The 15,714-nt window shown below is 67.2% G+C and carries 20 protein-coding genes and 2 pseudogenes; 14 read left to right on the top strand and 8 right to left on the bottom strand.

All coding sequences use genetic code 11. The annotated features are described in order from the left end of the window. Positions 1-18 precede the first annotated feature (18 nt). On the bottom strand, positions 19-279 hold the full coding sequence (locus ACGFY5_RS40030; RefSeq protein ID WP_392729293.1) for a hypothetical protein: 261 nt from the start codon (positions 277-279) through the stop codon (positions 19-21). Positions 280-461: 182 nt separating this feature from the next. On the opposite strand from ACGFY5_RS40030, the gene ACGFY5_RS40025 reads away from it, so the two are divergent. From ACGFY5_RS40025 to ACGFY5_RS40000, 6 genes are all read left to right on the top strand, one after another. Then, positions 462-986, top strand: coding sequence for a hypothetical protein (locus tag ACGFY5_RS40025; protein WP_392729291.1), 525 nt, complete (start codon positions 462-464; stop codon positions 984-986). Further along, on the top strand, positions 983-1,345 hold the full coding sequence (locus ACGFY5_RS40020) for a hypothetical protein (protein WP_392729289.1): 363 nt from the start codon (positions 983-985) through the stop codon (positions 1,343-1,345). Before ACGFY5_RS40025 ends, ACGFY5_RS40020 begins: the two co-directional genes overlap by 4 nt. Positions 1,346-1,452: 107 nt before the next feature. Next, positions 1,453-1,683, top strand: coding sequence for a hypothetical protein (locus ACGFY5_RS40015; RefSeq protein ID WP_392729288.1), 231 nt, complete (start codon positions 1,453-1,455; stop codon positions 1,681-1,683). Beyond that, complete coding sequence (locus tag ACGFY5_RS40010; protein ID WP_392729286.1) at positions 1,673-1,984, top strand: type II toxin-antitoxin system PemK/MazF family toxin; 312 nt, start codon at positions 1,673-1,675, stop codon at positions 1,982-1,984. Before ACGFY5_RS40015 ends, ACGFY5_RS40010 begins: the two co-directional genes overlap by 11 nt. Before the next feature lie 280 nt (positions 1,985-2,264). Beyond that, positions 2,265-2,474 (top strand): hypothetical protein, encoded by a 210-nt coding sequence (locus ACGFY5_RS40005; RefSeq protein WP_392729284.1) that lies wholly within the window; start codon positions 2,265-2,267, stop codon positions 2,472-2,474. Then, positions 2,471-2,890, top strand: coding sequence for a type II toxin-antitoxin system VapC family toxin (locus ACGFY5_RS40000; RefSeq protein WP_392729282.1), 420 nt, complete (start codon positions 2,471-2,473; stop codon positions 2,888-2,890). Before ACGFY5_RS40005 ends, ACGFY5_RS40000 begins: the two co-directional genes overlap by 4 nt. A gap of 567 nt (positions 2,891-3,457) precedes the next feature. Here the strand turns inward: ACGFY5_RS40000 and ACGFY5_RS39995 are convergent. Together ACGFY5_RS39995 and ACGFY5_RS39990 are read right to left on the bottom strand one after the other, a co-directional pair. Beyond that, positions 3,458-3,664, bottom strand: a complete 207-nt coding sequence (locus ACGFY5_RS39995) for a hypothetical protein (protein ID WP_392729279.1) — start codon at positions 3,662-3,664, stop codon at positions 3,458-3,460. A gap of 312 nt (positions 3,665-3,976) precedes the next feature. After that, complete coding sequence (locus tag ACGFY5_RS39990; protein WP_392729277.1) at positions 3,977-4,879, bottom strand: aldo/keto reductase; 903 nt, start codon at positions 4,877-4,879, stop codon at positions 3,977-3,979. A gap of 88 nt (positions 4,880-4,967) precedes the next feature. On the opposite strand from ACGFY5_RS39990, the gene ACGFY5_RS39985 reads away from it, so the two are divergent. The 4 genes and pseudogenes from ACGFY5_RS39985 (at position 4,968) to ACGFY5_RS39970 (ending at position 6,345) form a co-directional block, all read left to right on the top strand. Continuing rightward, on the top strand, positions 4,968-5,669 hold the full coding sequence (locus ACGFY5_RS39985) for a TetR/AcrR family transcriptional regulator (protein ID WP_392729275.1): 702 nt from the start codon (positions 4,968-4,970) through the stop codon (positions 5,667-5,669). A gap of 60 nt (positions 5,670-5,729) precedes the next feature. Then, positions 5,730-5,865, top strand: a pseudogene (locus tag ACGFY5_RS39980) (peptide-methionine (S)-S-oxide reductase MsrA); the annotation flags it as partial. Positions 5,866-5,957: 92 nt separating this feature from the next. After that, a pseudogene (locus tag ACGFY5_RS39975) lies at positions 5,958-6,104 on the top strand (DUF6188 family protein); the annotation flags it as partial. A gap of 4 nt (positions 6,105-6,108) precedes the next feature. Beyond that, positions 6,109-6,345 (top strand): DUF6188 family protein, encoded by a 237-nt coding sequence (locus tag ACGFY5_RS39970; protein WP_392730028.1) that lies wholly within the window; start codon positions 6,109-6,111, stop codon positions 6,343-6,345. A gap of 118 nt (positions 6,346-6,463) precedes the next feature. Here ACGFY5_RS39970 and ACGFY5_RS39965 read toward each other — a convergent pair whose 3' ends face one another. Further along, the gene (locus ACGFY5_RS39965) at positions 6,464-7,468 is read right to left on the bottom strand and encodes a zinc-binding alcohol dehydrogenase family protein (RefSeq protein ID WP_392729273.1); all 1,005 of its coding nucleotides are present in this window, start codon (positions 7,466-7,468) and stop codon (positions 6,464-6,466) included. 125 nt (positions 7,469-7,593) lie between these two features. Between ACGFY5_RS39965 and ACGFY5_RS39960 the strand changes: the two genes are divergently transcribed. Next, positions 7,594-8,079: a MarR family winged helix-turn-helix transcriptional regulator gene (locus ACGFY5_RS39960; protein ID WP_392729270.1), complete on the top strand. Its 486-nt coding sequence runs from the start codon at positions 7,594-7,596 to the stop codon at positions 8,077-8,079. A gap of 157 nt (positions 8,080-8,236) precedes the next feature. Here ACGFY5_RS39960 and ACGFY5_RS39955 read toward each other — a convergent pair whose 3' ends face one another. Further along, entirely contained in the window at positions 8,237-8,884 is a 648-nt protein-coding gene (locus ACGFY5_RS39955; RefSeq protein ID WP_392729268.1) for a response regulator, read from the bottom strand. Continuing rightward, entirely contained in the window at positions 8,881-10,005 is a 1,125-nt protein-coding gene (locus ACGFY5_RS39950) for a sensor histidine kinase (RefSeq protein WP_392729266.1), read from the bottom strand. Before ACGFY5_RS39950 ends, ACGFY5_RS39955 begins: the two co-directional genes overlap by 4 nt. A gap of 50 nt (positions 10,006-10,055) precedes the next feature. Between ACGFY5_RS39950 and ACGFY5_RS39945 the strand changes: the two genes are divergently transcribed. Further along, on the top strand, positions 10,056-11,543 hold the full coding sequence (locus ACGFY5_RS39945; protein WP_392729263.1) for a serine hydrolase domain-containing protein: 1,488 nt from the start codon (positions 10,056-10,058) through the stop codon (positions 11,541-11,543). 163 nt (positions 11,544-11,706) lie between these two features. Here the strand turns inward: ACGFY5_RS39945 and ACGFY5_RS39940 are convergent, their stop codons facing one another. Next, entirely contained in the window at positions 11,707-12,273 is a 567-nt protein-coding gene (locus ACGFY5_RS39940) for a TetR/AcrR family transcriptional regulator (RefSeq protein ID WP_392729261.1), read from the bottom strand. 94 nt (positions 12,274-12,367) lie between these two features. On the opposite strand from ACGFY5_RS39940, the gene ACGFY5_RS39935 reads away from it, so the two are divergent. Further along, positions 12,368-13,405, top strand: coding sequence for an aldo/keto reductase (locus ACGFY5_RS39935; RefSeq protein ID WP_392729259.1), 1,038 nt, complete (start codon positions 12,368-12,370; stop codon positions 13,403-13,405). A 35-nt stretch (positions 13,406-13,440) separates the two neighbouring features. Here the strand turns inward: ACGFY5_RS39935 and ACGFY5_RS39930 are convergent, their stop codons facing one another. Further along, on the bottom strand, positions 13,441-14,439 hold the full coding sequence (locus tag ACGFY5_RS39930) for an ArsR family transcriptional regulator (protein WP_392729256.1): 999 nt from the start codon (positions 14,437-14,439) through the stop codon (positions 13,441-13,443). A gap of 67 nt (positions 14,440-14,506) precedes the next feature. Between ACGFY5_RS39930 and ACGFY5_RS39925 the strand changes: the two genes are divergently transcribed. Beyond that, complete coding sequence (locus ACGFY5_RS39925) at positions 14,507-15,712, top strand: MFS transporter (RefSeq protein ID WP_392729254.1); 1,206 nt, start codon at positions 14,507-14,509, stop codon at positions 15,710-15,712. Positions 15,713-15,714 lie beyond the last annotated feature (2 nt).

Genomic DNA, 15,714 nt, shown 5'->3' with positions numbered 1-15,714 from the left:
ATAGTCGGGCCGCCCGCTTCATTCGTCCACCGCCCGGTCGATAAGACAGGCATGGACCTGATGGAGGTCGCTGGGCTCATGCTTGGCGCCGAGCCTCGCGTTGTCACGGCCGAGTACACCGACGAGGACATCGATGGCTCCTCGCGCGCCGGCCGCTTCGTCCTCTTGGATGCCGGTGAAGTCTGGCTCGACCGCCACAGCGACGGATTCCAGCACATGAGTGGCCCGGGCGGGACCGAGGTCCGCTCCGGACGGAAGGTCATCGACCGCAGCGAGCACCGCGGACGGCTCTACGGTCCGCGAAATGCGGGCGTCATGCTGATGCCCCGATACGCGTATATCTGGGAGTATCCGCTGCCACATCCTCGACTTCCTGGACATACACGGCCGCACCACCTTCACCAATATTCGCTACGACGTCGCCCCCTCCGACCTCGCGCACCTGCAGCGCGTCCGCTGACGTGGAGCCGATCGAGGTCGCCGGCTACCTGATGGGGCAGCGCGAGACCCAACTGTCCGCCACCTATCTGCGCCAGGACGACCGGACCGGACGGTCGACCGGCCAGATCGTATGGACCCAGGCCGGGCTGTGGCTCGTCGAACAGGACGACGACTACCTCATGATCAACGGCCCCAAGGCCAGCGAGATCCGGATCGGGCGTGGCCGCTGGCAGCGCGGCCCCTCGATCCCGCTCGGCCTGCCCGACAACCCCGCCGCGTTTCTCCGCCCCTGGCACGCCCCGATCTGGGGACGACCCCAGCACGACTGGCGTCTGGCCGGGCCGGTGGAGGTCGAGGGCGACACGGCAACCCTGCGGCTGGTCCACGCCGACGACCCCAAAACCACCGGACAACTCACCGCCGACCTCGAACACTGCATCATCCTCGACCTACAGATCCCCGGCACCAGGACAACGCTGACCGACGTCGGCTACCTGATCACCGCCAACCATCAGCGGCTTCTCGAACGGGTACAACCCGGATGACCGAACCACCCGCATCCCCGGCCGAGCGTGTCAGGCGCCTCTCGCCCCAGCCACCCGCACGACGCACACCGTATCTACGGATCTACCAGCCCAGCCGCCACCAACTACGCCTGGACTTCTCCGGAGACGTGGACCAGTGGTCACGCCCCCTGCTCGCCGCAGCCCTGAACGCGGCCGAAGCCGCACCCCGCGCCGACATTCTCATCGACCTCGGCGACACCACCGCCCTCTACGACGTCACACTGAAGACCTTCAGCGACATCCGCACCCACGCCGAGCTCCATAGCCGGTCACTTACCTTCATCCGGCTCAGCGAAGCTGCGCTACGCACCTTCGACCTGCGCAAATTCGCATATTAAGGTCTGCGAACTCCGTTGATTGAACGCTATCGACGCAGGCACGCAGTCGGTGAGGGCACGTGGAGCCGCGATGGCGACGCAAGACAGTTCGTAATACAATTCGTCTCATGTCCACGATTACGTTTCGCGCAGACGACGACGTCAATGCCGCTCTCGCGGATCTGACGTCCGGGGACCGGGACCGCTCGCAGGTCATCAGAGAAGCCATCCTCGCCGCCTGGCAGACTCGCCAGGCCGAACGACTCCGAGCCGAGGCCGAAGCAGTCGCCGCAGACGAAGACGACCTGGCCGAGGCCCGGTCCGTGCTCGCCGACATGGAGTCGCTCCGTGCGTGGTGACGTCCACGAACTGAAAGCCCCCCGAGACGCCCGCGGCCACGACCAGCGCGGCAACAGGTTCGCGGTAGTAGTGCAGAACGATCTGCTGCCGCTCTCCACGCTCTTGGTCGCACCCACCTCGACCAGCGCTCGCCCGACCAGCTTTCGACCAGAGATCGAAATCGAGGGCAAGACAACCTACGTGCTCGCCGAACAGACGGCCGCCGTCCAAGCAGAGCGTCTGGGCCGCATCGTCGGCCACCTCTCGCACACCGAGATGACAGCAGTCGATGCCGCCCTACGGACCGTCCTCAGCGTGTAGGCCCCGCCGGAGTAACGAACAGGACGACTGCCACCAGCAGTATCTGTCGCCGTCCAAGAACCCCAACGGGTACTGCAACCACGGCCCGAACGGGCTGTCGTGCCCGATCGGCGTCGGCAACGTACCGGCTCAGACCTCGGTAGAGGTCCCGGGCACAGCACACTGACGGTTTAGCACTTCCCCCAGCGGCGGGCGGTTCGGATACGGGCCGCCCGTTCGTTGTCCACAGGCTGTTTCGGCGGCTGGCGTCGCCCGGCGCTCCGCGCCTAACCTGGTTCGCATGAGCGCCGAACGAGATGAGCTTCGCCGCCTCGTCGAAGAGCTACCCGACGAGGAAGTCGGTGCTGCTCTCGACGAACTACGTCGTCATCTGCGGCCTGTCAGCGCCCGCCCCTGGCCGCCTGCCTTCTTCGGTGCGGGAACATCGCGCCGGCCGGGCGTCGCCCGCCGAGCTGACGAAATCCTTGCGGAGGGCTTCGGACGGTCGTGATCATCTGCGACACCGGCCCGCTCGTGGCTGCCGCCCTGTCTGACGATCCCGACCACCACGCCTGCACTGAGCTCTTCACCGGCATGCACCTGGCGGGTCGTCGGCTGCTCGTGCCCGGGACAGTCGTCGCGGAGGTCGGATACCTCCTTGCACGGGAGTCCGGACCACGAACCGAGGCGATCTTCCTCAGGTCGATGGCAGAAGGCGATTTCGAGATCGTCGACCTCACCTCAACCGACTACCGGCGAATGGCTGAGCTGGTCGTGCAGTACGGCGACCTTCCGCTCGGTACCACCGACGCATCCGTCATCGCGTTGACGGAGCGCTTCGGACTCGCAGAGGTCGCAACGCTAGACAAACGCCACTTCACCGTCGTCCGCCCTGCACACGTGAACGCGCTAGCGCTTCTGCCGTGACGACTGACGCCATCCGCTGAGCTGACAGCGCCGCAACCCCGGTTGAAGCGAACCGGGCAACAACCACCAGCAGTACCTCTCGCCGTCCAAGAACCCCAACGGCTACTGCAACCACGGCCCCAACGGGCTCAGCTGCCCGGCAACGTCCCGGCCCAGAACGACCGTCGAGGTCCCGGGCGCAGCGCACTGACGCACTAGGCACGCCGACGGGCGGTCCGGCAACCTGCCGGGCCGCCCGTGTTCAATCTGGAAGCAGCCTGAGCCGCTGCCCCTTCGGTAGGTGGCGCGGTGCCACGACGCTGAAGTCTCGGCGATCGAGCGCCGCCACTTCCCTGAGGTCCAACCGCTCGGCGAGCGCGACGACGCAGGCGTCCACCGCCTGTAAGCGAAGAGACGCGTAGGTGCTCAAAAGCTCCGACATTCGTCTGTAGTCGTAGGGCGAGATCTCTCACCGCGAGGGACGGACAACTAACCGAGTCCAGTTCTCGACGAGAAACCGAGAGCAGCGCTCGTGGTTGTCGTTTGCCTCGTTGAAGGCCGCGACGAGCGGCCCGGTATCGCAGAGGATCACGCCGAGGCCGCGCCGCCGGCCTGCTGTTCCTGTGGATACGCCAGATACTTGTCGTGGTTCTGCGCGAGATCCGCGGGGCCACGCAGTGAACCCACCAGCCGAGCGAGGTGCCGGGGCAACGCTCGCTCGTTCGCGAGCTCCTCATCGTCCCGCTTCAGCGAGTCCGGTTCGTCGGCCCTTCGTGGAGTGTTAGCGCCGGTCATCACGTGCCCAGGCACCGAACGCCGGTCTGTGAACACCCCGACCACTTGCAGCGCTGCGCTTGCGCTTCCGCATCAATCACGCGAGGAGCTAGGTGCATGCCGCCTGCCAGCCAATCCGAGTTCTGCGGTATCAATGCTCCGCCGCGGACGCACAGGGGCTCGCGTGCCCGATCGGTGTGGGCGCCATGCCGGCCGAGACCGTGGTAGAAGTCCCGGGCGCAGCGCACTGGCGCTCTTAGGTTTGATGATGGGCGGTCCGGCTCACATCGGGCCGCCCATACTCAGTCACCGGGCGCGCACCACCCAGAGAATTCAGCGGTGGCCCTCGGCCGCGGCCGTATGCGCATCGATCGTCGACTGGTGAGGTTGGTGCAGCGCTGCGGTCGACTCGTCGACGAGGCCGGACAACCGGGCAACCTCGTCGTCGGTCAGCAACTCGGCAACGGACGTCGCGGCGACGTTCGCGCGCAGGTGATCGGGGTTGGACGTACCGGGAATGACGAGCATGGCCGGTGAACGACGCAGCAGCCAGGCGAGCGCGACCTGGGCCGGTGTCGCACCAAGGCGCTCCGCCGGGGCGGTGAGTGCGGCGTAGGCGGTGAGCCGCCCGGCGGCCAGCGGGAAATACGGCACGAACCAGATGTCCTGGCCCTCGCAGTCGGCGAGGACCTGAACGCCGCTGCGATCGAGCAGGTTGAAGCGGTTCTGCACGGCCGCGATCGGCGTCATCTTCTGCGCCCTGGCCAGCATCTCCGGTGATGCGCCGGAGAGCCCGATGCGACGAATCAGGCCCTGGTCGCGCAGGTCGACGAGCGCACCGAGCGACTCCTCGAGTGGCACCTCGCTGCCGGCTCCAGGCGTGTCGCCTTCGAGCCGGAGGTAAGTCAAGGCACTCGCTTCCACGCGCATGTCCTGCAAGGCCTCGTGCACCTGCAGTCGAATCGTGTCCGGGTGGTGGGTGAGGATCCACGACCTACCGGATCCGCGGCCGGCGCCGACCTTGTTGCCGACGATCACATCGTCCGGGATCGGGCTCAGCGCCTCACCGATCAGCTGATTCACAGTGCGCGGACCGTACGCGTTCGCGGTGTCGAGGAATGTGACGCCCAGCTCCACGGCAAGCCGCAGCACCTGCCGCGCCGACTCGGGGTCGGCCGGCAGGCCCCACACGTTCGGGCCCGCGAGCTGCATGGCGCCGTATCCGACTCGATTCATTTCGCAGTCCTCTGCGTATCAGTGCAACGCCATCAATCGTGGCAGTGCTACGTCTCAGTGATACACCGTGCTGCGTAGCATTGCCACCATGAATGACGACAGGGCTCGTACGCGTCGGCGGATCGTCGCGATTGCCGCCGAGCTCCTAGAGCGGGAGGGCGTTCAGGCGGTCTCGACCCGGTCGGTTGCCGCTGCGGCGGGCGTTCGCGCAGCCTCGCTCTACGGACTGTTCGGCGATATGGACGGGCTCCTCAATGCCGTCGCTGTCCACGCTTTTGATCTCTACCTGGCAGAGAAGCGAGAGCTGACGCCAACCGACGACCCGGTCGACGATGTGCGGCGGGGGTGGGACATGCACGTCGACTTCGGGCTACGGCATCCCGCGCTGTACGTGCTGATGTTCGGCACGGGCCGACCCGGTCAGCGGCCGCCTGCCGCAGACAAGGCGCACCACCAGCTGGTGGGCTTCTTCGATCGGGTCGCCGCCACAGGCCGACTGCGAGTGCCCTCCGCTACCGCCGCCAGCCTTTCGGTTGCCGCCGGCACTGGCATCACACTCGCACTGATCGCCGCACCCGCCGAGGAGCGCGACTTGGAGCTCTCCGTGAAAATGCGCGAGTCGGTCGTCGCTTCGGTCATCATCGACGCACTCCCCGGTAAGGACCCTGGCCTCGCGTCGCTCGCGGTCGCGCTCGACGCTTCGCTCGGCGCGGTGGGCGGCGAAGACCTGCCCCTCCGCGCTACCGAGACTGCGCTGATGCGCGACTGGCTGCACCAACTCGCGCGCTGATCGCCTGCGGGAGTTCTTCGCCCGAGCAGCCCCGAATATGCACATGGTCGCGAGTGCTAGCACCAGCAGTACCTGTCCGACGCGAAGAACCCGTACGGGTACTGCCAACCACGGCCCGAACGGGCTTTCGTGCCCCATCGGTGTGGGGGCGATGCCGGCGCAGACCTCGATCGAGGCCCCGGGCGCAGCGCGCTGACGCGGTAGTACTTGCACGGCGACGGGCGGTCCAGCTTTCGAGCCGGGCCGCCCAATCGGCTTCTGTGGTGCCCGGTCGCTGAGAATGAGACCGTGAACCTCAGGCTGACCGGAAGCACGCTTGACACGTTCGAGTGGGACCACTCCGCGACTCTCGCCTTCTCCGAGAGGTGGGAGGTACGCATCGAAACCCGCTTCCAACTGCGCACGCCGAGCGCGGACATGATGGTCGACCCCGAGGCGGATCACCGGGCGTCATCACGTTCCTCTGCCGGCTCTCGTCGGTCCCACGATCGAAGCGGCCGAGGTGAGTCCGCTAGGCCTCCTGACCCTCACCTTGAAAGGCGGTTCTTCCCTCGCCATCGAGCCGGACGGCCGTTACGAAGCGTGGACGGTTGCCGGACCTGCCGGTGGGAAGGTGATCTTTCGGCCCGGCGGAGGATTCACCGCATGGTCGGCGATACAGGCAGACGACCGGTGATACCTGCCCGAGGATCAGTCCCATGCCCAGCCCGTTCCCGAAAGAGTTCCGGGCTGATGTGATCGCGGTCGCCCTCGAAAAAGCGTGGGAAGCTCGGTTGACCGTCCCGGGTGGCGGGTCAGGGAATGAGGACGATTTTGCCCACGTTCTCGCCGTGTTCCAACAGGCTCAGCGCCTGGGCGGCATCCGCCAGCGGCAGGCTTGTGCTGTGGGGCCCGGTAACCGTGCCGTCAGCGATCCAGTCCAGCAGCCTGGCGACCGCGCCGTGGGCAGCATGGGGCCGCCGGGTAAGCCAGTGCGTGACATTGAACCCGGCCACGGATTTCCCCGCGGACGGATCATTGACCAGCGCAGTTAGCGCGTCCGCGTCAACGACTTCCCCGTAGCCGGGCAGCATTCCGTAGATGATGACCCGCCCGAACGCTGCCAGGATTGACAGCGACTCGCCCACGTGTTTCGGCCCCAAGCCCTCCAGCACCACGTCGACGCCGGTCCCGCCGGTGAGCTTGGCGATCTCCTCGGTCCAGCCAGGCGCCCGGTAGTCGACGGCGTGGTCGGCGCCTAGGTCGAGGGCGACTTGCCGCTTCTGCGGCGTACTGGCGCCGGCGATGACGGTGGCGCCGAGGGCCTTCGCGATCTGCACAGCGTAGCCGCCGAAACCGCCGCCGGCAGCGGGGACGAACACGATCTCGCCCGCGGCGATCCGGGCCGCCTCGATGAGGGCGATGGCGGCGGCCGCGCCGACAACCGTCAGCCCGGCCGCCTGTGCAGCTGCCATACCCGCCGGAATCGGCGTTAGCCCGGCGGCCCGGACGGTGGTTAGCTCGGCCCAGCCGCCGTCGAGAATCTGGCCGGACGCCCCGAACACCCGGACGCCAACTTTCAGGCCCTCGACATCCCGACCGAGCGCGACGACGGTGCCGGCAACCTCCGCGCCGGGCACGAATGGCAGCGGCGTCGGGACGTCGAACGGCAGGCCCCTGACGCGCATGAGGTCCATGAAGTTGACCGCGGCCGCCTCCACCCGGATCAGCGCCTCGCCGGAGCCTACTTGTGGTTCGGGCAGGTCCACGAGTCGCAGCGTGTCGATACTGCCGGTGGTTTCCGTCTGGATTGCCTTCATTAGCTGTCTCCGCAAATATGTGGCTAGCCAAATTGTGTCTAGCCACATAATTGCTTGGTCAGCCACATAACGCAAGGGTCGGTGCTCACATACGATGGAACTCGCGCAGCCGAGGGAGGACGACCGTGACCGACGCCAGCAACGGGCCGCTCATGAACCAGCCGACCTTGGTCGACCGCGCGCCCTTGAGCTTCGGTCTGCTTTCGCTCTCTCGCACCTTCCACAGCTATGGCGGCGAGCTGTTGCTGAAACTCGGCCTGTACCCCGGCCAGGAACTCATCCTCATGCAGCTCTTCGACCGCGACGAGCAGATTCAGACCGAGCTGCAGACCTCGATCGGCCTCGACCACTCCACACTCTCGCGCAGCATTCGCCGCATAGAAGATGCCGGCCTGGTCACCCGCCGCCCGGCGGACCGCGACAAGAGAGCCATGGTGGTCTCCCTGACCGACGCTGGGCGAGCTATGGTCCCCCGGCTCGTCGAGCTATGGGACACCCTCGAAACGGCGCTGACGAATGGGCTCACCGATGGCGAGCGCGCCGATCTACTGAAGGCGATCGGCGCCCTCGACCAGTCCGTGGCCAACGCCCGTCGCCGCCGCAAAACCTGACGTCGGCGCCGCAACCGTGAATCTTGGCCGGGTTGATTTGTTCGGCCACGGTCGACGGTGTCGACGTCCACCAGCCTGTTGCCGGCCCGGACCGGAGTAGAAATCCCGGGCGCAGCGCACTGACGCTGCCTTGATCCCGGGCCGCCCGTTCGGTTGCTCAGGAGTCGAGACCCGCTTCGTAGCCGGCAATCACCAACTGCGCTCGGTCACGTGCTGCCAACTTGGCGAGCAGGCTCCCGATGTGGGTCTTGAGTGTTCCCCGACTCACGTGCAACGTCACCTCGATCTCAGCATTCGACAACCCTCGGGTGATCAGAGCGAGGACTTCGCGCTCCCTCGGCGTCACACCGTCGAGCACGCGGCGCGGTGGTGTCCGGTCCATCCAGGCAGCGATCAGCCGCCGAGTCACCCTGGGAGCGAGCAGCGATTCGCCAGCGGCAATCGTCCGAATCGCGTCGAGCAATTGCGGGGGCGGGACATCTTTGAGCAGGAATCCGCTCGCTCCTGCGCGTAACGCGCGAAAGACGTTGTCGTCCACGTCGAAGGTGGTCAGCACAAGTACCCGCGGCAGGACTGCTCCGGCCGTGAGACGTGCGGTAGCGGCTATGCCGTCGACGTCAGGCATCCGTACGTCCATCAGGACCACGTCCGGCCGAGAGGTTCCAACGACGGCGATCGCCTCGCGGCCGGTTCCGGCTTCACCGACAACCGCGAGGTCAGGTGTCGCGTCGATGAGTTCCCGGATGGTGTCGCGATACCGGGCCTCGTCGTCCGCGAGCACGACGCGAGTCGGTCGACCGATCATGGGACCAGCGGAATCTCTGCACGGACGGCGAATCCGCCGCCGGGCTCCGGGCCGGTGACAAAGGTTCCGCCGTACAGTGCGACCCGTTCGCGCATGCCGAGCAATCCGATCCCCGGCGGTCCCGAGCGTGCCGCTGTCGTTCCGTCGTCGACGACCGCCAGCCGCAGTGACCGGCTATCCGCCGTGAGCGTGATCCGGCAATGAGTGGCGGACGCGTGGCGACGTACGTTCGTCAGCGCCTCCTGCACGATGCGGTACGTCGACATCTGCACCCCGGCCGGCACGTCGGGCAGGTCGTCTCGGTCGTAAGTCACCGACATTCCCGTCGCACTGGCCTCCGCCACCAGACGATCGATGCCGGCCAGGGTCGGCGGCCCCTCCTCGTCGTCCGGCGTCCCCGGCTCGCGGAACCCCGTGAGCACTGACCGAACATCGTCCAGCGCGCTGCGGCCGACCTGCTCGATCGTTCGCAGGGCGGTGTCCTGCTCGGCCCCTAGATGCGTGGCCACCGCGGCCTTCATGGTGATCAGGCTGAGTGCATGTCCGACGACATCATGAACATCACGGGCGATGCGTAGGCGTTCCTCCGCGACCATCCGTGCGGTGCGCAGTTCGGCCGACCTGTCGAGGTAAGAATGCCGGACGCGGACGGCCGATCCCAATCCCCAGGCGCCGACGAGAACCACCAGGCTGAATGCGGTGACGATCGCCGGAGCGGTCGTGAACGTTTCCATGTCGCCGGGGGCAGACACCAGTGGAAGCCCGGATGAGAGGGCATCCGCCGTTCCCGGCACCAGTACGGCAGCGAGAGCACCAGCAAGGCCCCACGCAGCCGGACGAACCGACTTCAACGCCACTGGATACAACGCGATCGCCACCGCGTAGACCACCACCTCGCCGCGTAGCCCGACGAGCAACGAAGCGCCACCGGCCAGGGAAACGACGACCAGGACTGCGACCGGCCACGGCCGTCGGACCGCCAGCGGAAGCCCGACGAGCGCGGCCAGGCACCACACCCACCAACCCGATACCGGTCTCATCAGCACGGCTGCCGCCGTGACCGCGACCGCGGCGAGGGCGTCGACGCCCAGCAACCCCCACCGCCACAACGCCGTGATCACGCCTTCACGGTAATGACGCCGGCCCGCGCGGTTGATCGGACCACGGTCCGATGCGGAGTGACGTGACCGCCGCCGAAGCTCAGACGGTGCTGCTACACGCTCTTGCCGCTCTCTTGCTCGCAGTGCCGGCGGCTCCCGTTCCCGACCGGCCGCTCGCCGTCGATGCCGAGTCGATCGACACAGCCGTCCGCGCCTACCGCGAAACCACCCGTATTCCGGGGATCGCGGTTGCCGTCACACACGGCCTCGAGGTGGTGCACGCGGCCGGTTACGGCACCACCGCAGGCGGCGATCCCGTCACCGACCACACCCTCATGTCCATCGCGTCGCTCAGCAAGTCGATCACCGCGCTGGCCGTGCTACAGCTCGTGGACGACGGTCGGGTGCGGCTGGACGCACCCGTTCACACCTACCTCCCCGAGTTCACGATGGCCGACGATCGCGCTGCGACGATCACCGCGCGGCAACTGCTCAACCACACCTCTGGCTTGTCCGACGCCACGGTCCACCCGTTCAGCGGGCCCGCAGTGCATTCCCTGCGCGAGGCGGTCTCGTCGCTCCGCACCGCTCGCCTGGCCACCGAGCCCGGCACCCGATTCGAGTACCACAACCCGAACTATCAAGTCGCCGCCCGCCTGGTCGAGGTGGTCAGTCGGCAACCGTTCGACGAGTACCTGAGGAGGAATGTCTTCGGTCCCCTCGGCATGCGTGACAGCCGAACCGGCGACACCGCGGACGAGTTACCGCGCAGCGGCCGGGGGCACCGGATGCTGGCCGGTTTCGCGGTCACACTGCCCGAACCACCCGCGTTCGGCAACGGATCAGGCGGCGTGCTGAGTACCGCGCGGGACATGGCCGCGTGGCTGATCGCCCAGAACGATCGCGGCCGAGGACCCGACGGAACTCCGATCGTGTCGTCCGGCAGCCTGACCGAAATGCACAGCCGCTCCGTCGGCTCTTACGGTCTCGGCTGGGAGATCGACGAGACCTCTTCGGGCGCCCCACTGATTCACCACACCGGCGGGCTGATCACCATCACTGGGTACCAAGCCCTGCTGCCGGACAGCGGTTACGGCCTCGTCGTCCTGGCGAACAGCGGAAGCCAATACGGCGACGCATCGGCGCTGGGCGCCCAACTCGTGGACCTGATCGAAGGGCGACCGACCTCGCCCGCGAATTCCCCGACGGCACTGATCGGCGTCGACGTGGTCTTGCTTCTCCTGACGCTCGTGACGGCGCTCCTGGCGGGCCGGGCCGTTCGACGGTGCCAGCAGTGGTCGGAGAACCGCCGGCGCGCCCTCACCACGGCGGCCCGGTTGATTCCGTATCTCTTGCCGTCCGTGCTCCTCGTATCCCTGCATCGGATCGCCAGTTACCTCTACCGCGGCATGGACATCTCATGGCGGCAGGCCGTCTATCTACAGCCGGGCTTCACTCTGCTGCTCGTCACTTCGGCGCTCGCCGGTATGACAGTGCTGGTCTTCCGCCTCGTGTGCTTGTACCGGCGTCGCAACACGTCAGCGACGCCCCGCGGCTGACCGCCAACCCGGCATCGCCAACGTCCCGGCCCAGACCTCCGTGGAGGATCCCCGGCGCTACGCATCGACGCTTCTGCATGGACGACGGGCGGTCCGGCTCAGCCGACCGCCCGTCGCTGAGGCGCAAGCCGGCGCGGATCGCGTTCGCGGCTCCGGACCACTCTCACGGGCGTAGCCCTGCGAGAAAGATTCCGACCAGACGCGGGCCGTAGTCGGGTCCTTCGCCCGGTACCGGGTGGCAGAGCAGGGCGACGGCGTGCATCAGGTCTGGCGCAGTGACGTCGGAGCGGATCTCGCCGACGGCCCTGGCCGCCTCCAGCATCGATTCGAGTACCGGAACCAGGCGCTCGTAGACGTAGGCTCGCAGAGCCTGGTGGGCGGTTTCGGCTGATTGCAGAGCCGAGGCGAGGCCCATCTTCGTCGCGACCAGTTCCGTGTAGCGCTTGACCCATTCTTCCAGCGCCACCCGCGGCCCGCTGGCCGCGGCCAGTTCCGGCCCCGCGTCCGCGCAAGCGTCGATCTCGTGCTCCAGCACCGCCAGGACGAGGTCGGAGCGCTGCGGGAAATGCCGGTAGAGGGTGCCGACCCCGACGCCGGCCAGATCGGTGATCTCCTTTGCCGGCGCATCCACCCCTGACGTCGCGAACACGGTCCTTGCGGCCTCGATCAGTGAGACGAGGTTTCGTCGGGCGTCGGCACGCCGCCGCCGCTGCGCAGTGCTGTCCGTCACCACCTGCACCCTTCGCTTGCTTAATCGGAAAGCCTTTCCGTATGGTAATCGGAAGAGCTTTCCGTTTAGCCCTAAGATACGTCAGGAGAACGCCGTGCAGTACCGCACCCTCGGACGGACCGGTATCAGAGTCAGTCCCTACGCACTCGGCGCGTTGATGTTCGCCACGTCCGTTGGCAACAACGATCCGGCCGACTCGATCCGGATCGTGCACAAGGCCCTGGACGCGGGCATCAACCTCATCGACACCTCCGACGTGTACGGCGACTCCGAGGAGGTCGTCGGGCAGGCACTGAAGGGACGGCGCGAGAACGTCGTGCTCGCGACCAAGTTCGGCCGGCCGATCGGCACCGACCCCAATCAGCAGGGCGCTTCGCGCCGATGGATCATGGCGGCGGTCGAGAACTCGCTGCGCCGTCTGCGAACCGACTACATCGACCTCTATCAACTCCACGTCCTCGATCCCACGACCGACGTCGAGGAGACGCTCTGCGCACTCTCCGACCTGATCCACAGTGGCAAGGTCCGGGCCGTCGGATCGTCCAATACGCCGGCATCCGACATCGTCGAGGCCCAGTGGGTCGCCGAGCGACGCGGCATGGCGCGGTACCACACCGAGCAACTACCGTATTCGCTGCTCAGCCGTGGCGTTGAGCGGGAAGTGCTGCCGGTCGCACAGCGATACGGCTTGGGCACACTGGTGTGGGGACCGCTCGCCCAAGGTCTACTGACCGGCCGCGTTCGCAGAGGTGGGCAGAACGATCTGAGCCGCGCCCGCTTCTTCAAGCATCTCAACGACGAGCGCCGCATCGACGCCGTCGAGCGGCTGATCCCGTTGGCCGATGCGGCCGGCCTGCCGATGACCCATCTGGCCATGGCGTTCACGATCGCGCATCCCGGTGTGACCAGCGCGCTGCTCGGCGCCCGATCCGAAGAACAGATCGACGACCTGCTCGCAGGCCTCGACGTCACTCTCGACGACGCACTGCTCGATCGAATCGACGAAATCGTCCCACCCGGTACCGACATCGGGACGCTGGACCAGGACTACAAGCCCCTAGCCCTGTTGCAGGCGAACCTACGCCGTCGTCCGGTCACCGAGCGGTCCGCCTCACCCGGCGCAGACGCCTGACGGTCCGTTGGCCTCGCTGTGCGCGGGCCGAACACTCATCTGCTCGGGCGATCCCGGGCCGACCCGATCAACTCGTCGCCCAGAGAACTTCGCCGGTACAGGACCAGCCGACCACTACGCGCCCGGTTCACCAACCCCGCGCCATGCAGGACGCGGAGATGTTGCGAGATCGCTCCCGGAGTGACCCGGAGGCGATGGGCGATGTCGATCGTCGGCAACGGTTCTTCGAGCAGGCGGAGCAACCGAGTTCTGGGCACTCCGATCAGTGCGGACAGGGCGGCGGACGTCGCGTGTGGCGTGGTCGTCCACAACGTCGCGATGCCACGTGCGGGGTAGGCCAGCCACGGCGGCTCGTCGGGACTCATCGGCGGGATCGGCTTGTACGCGAAGATCGAGGGGAGCAGCAGGAGGCCCCGTCCGTCTGCCGCCACTCGATGTCGTCCGATCATGCGATCGATTCGAAGCGCACCGTCTTCCCACGTCACATTCGTGTGTATGTCGGCGAAGAGTGATCTTGCGCCGCCGACCGCCAGCCGGCGCGCACGGTAGACGACGTCGGCCTCGAGCAGGGTGCGCATCCGGGGCCAGTCAGGTCGGAGCGTCCGATCCCAGTACCGCACGACGACATCGCAGAGCACGTCCCGCAATCGCCGAACGTCAGCGTCGTGCGGCGAGTCGGCGTCGCGCACCGGGATCGGCAAGGGTCCCGGCGCATGGGTGGCCAGCATGTCGCGCCGGACGATATCGAGAGGCGTGCGGCGGACCTGCGCGATCTGTTCTTCCATGGTGGGCGCGAAGGATCCCGGCCTGGGCGTGAGGAAGTCCGGCAGTGCGCGGCTCTCACCGACCAGCGCCAGCAGCGTCGTGAGGTCGTCGGTGTCGGTGGCGGCAAGTGCGGCCCTGCGCCATGGCAGGTGCAGTGCGTACCGGCCGGGGTCGCGGAGAACCCAGAGGCTGCACAGAGTTTCCTGTACCGGCGAGATGGCGAATCGAGTGTCCGCCAGATCGTCGACGTCGAGATCGAAGTGGATCATTTAGCAAATAGCTATATCCGTTCCGGTTGCCGCGCGTGCGCGATCGACTCAAGTGGTGACCCCACGCATGCTGATTTTGCTCTCGGTAACCAGTGGAATAGCTGTCGGTAACGTCTATTTCCCGCAGGCGATCATTCCGTCGATCGCCACCGGCCTGGACATCGGTCCGGAGGCTGCCGCCTCGATCGTGACGGCTGTCCAAGTCGGATACTCGGTAGGTTTGTTTCTGCTCGTTCCGCTCGGGGATCGGATCCCCTACCGGCGCCTCATCCTCACGCTGCTCGGACTGACCGCCGCAGGCCTGCTGGCGGCCGGCGTCGCGCCCGGTCCGGATTTTCTCCTCCTGGTCGGCGTGCAGATCGGCGCCACCACAGTGGTCGCGCCGATCATCGGATCAATGGCCGCCGGGCTCGTGCCGTCCGACCGACGTGGCGCCGTGGGTGGCGTGCTGCTCAGCGGCGCAACCGGCGGCATGCTGCTTTCCCGGCTGGAGGGTGGCGCACTCGCCGAGGTGTGGGGCTGGCGGGCACCCTACTTGGTCGCCGGAATCGCCACCCTGGTCGTCGCGTTCGCGGTGGGCCGTGCCCTTCCGAAGGCGCCGGCCCCGACCACAGAGCGTTTCCTGGCTGTGCTCGCAGCGCCAGTGCGGCTCCTGTGGTCAGAATCCGATCTGCGTCGCTCGTGCCTCTACCAGGCCACCGTGTTCGCCGGCTTTTCTGCCGTCTGGGCCACCGTCGGCCTACTACTCGCCGGGCCGGCATATCGGCTCGACGAACGTGCCGTCGGTGTACTCGCGTTGGTCAACATCGCCACGATGTTCGTCACGCCGGTGGCCGGTCGGCTGGCCGATCGACATGGCCCGGACCGGGTCAATCTGGTCTGTCTCCTCGGGGTCGTCCTTGCCGCCGGCGTGCTGTATCCAGCCGCGGCCGGGCTCGAGACCGCAGGTGGACCGGCGACGCTGATCGCTGGAACCCTCCTCCTCGACGTCTCGATGCAGTCGGGGATGGTGGCCAACCAGGTCCGGATCTACGCGCTGCGCCCCGATGCCCGAGCGCGCCTGAACACGGCGTACATGACCTGCGCCTATCTCGGCGGTGCCGGCGGCTCGGCGCTGGGGCTCCGCGCCTACGGCCAGTTCGGCTGGCACGGGGTGTGCGGCTTGGTGGCGCTCCTCGCCGGCATCGCACTGACGCGCCTCCGGATCGGGAGTACCGGAACAGGTCTGAGTGGACCGTCGCCGGTTCGCGCGCCGAAAACGCATCCGGCGTAGAC

Source organism: Cryptosporangium sp. NPDC048952 (assembly GCF_043197895.1).
Lineage (GTDB): Bacteria > Actinomycetota > Actinomycetes > Mycobacteriales > Cryptosporangiaceae > Cryptosporangium.
This window is presented reverse-complemented; position numbering and strand designations above follow the sequence as displayed.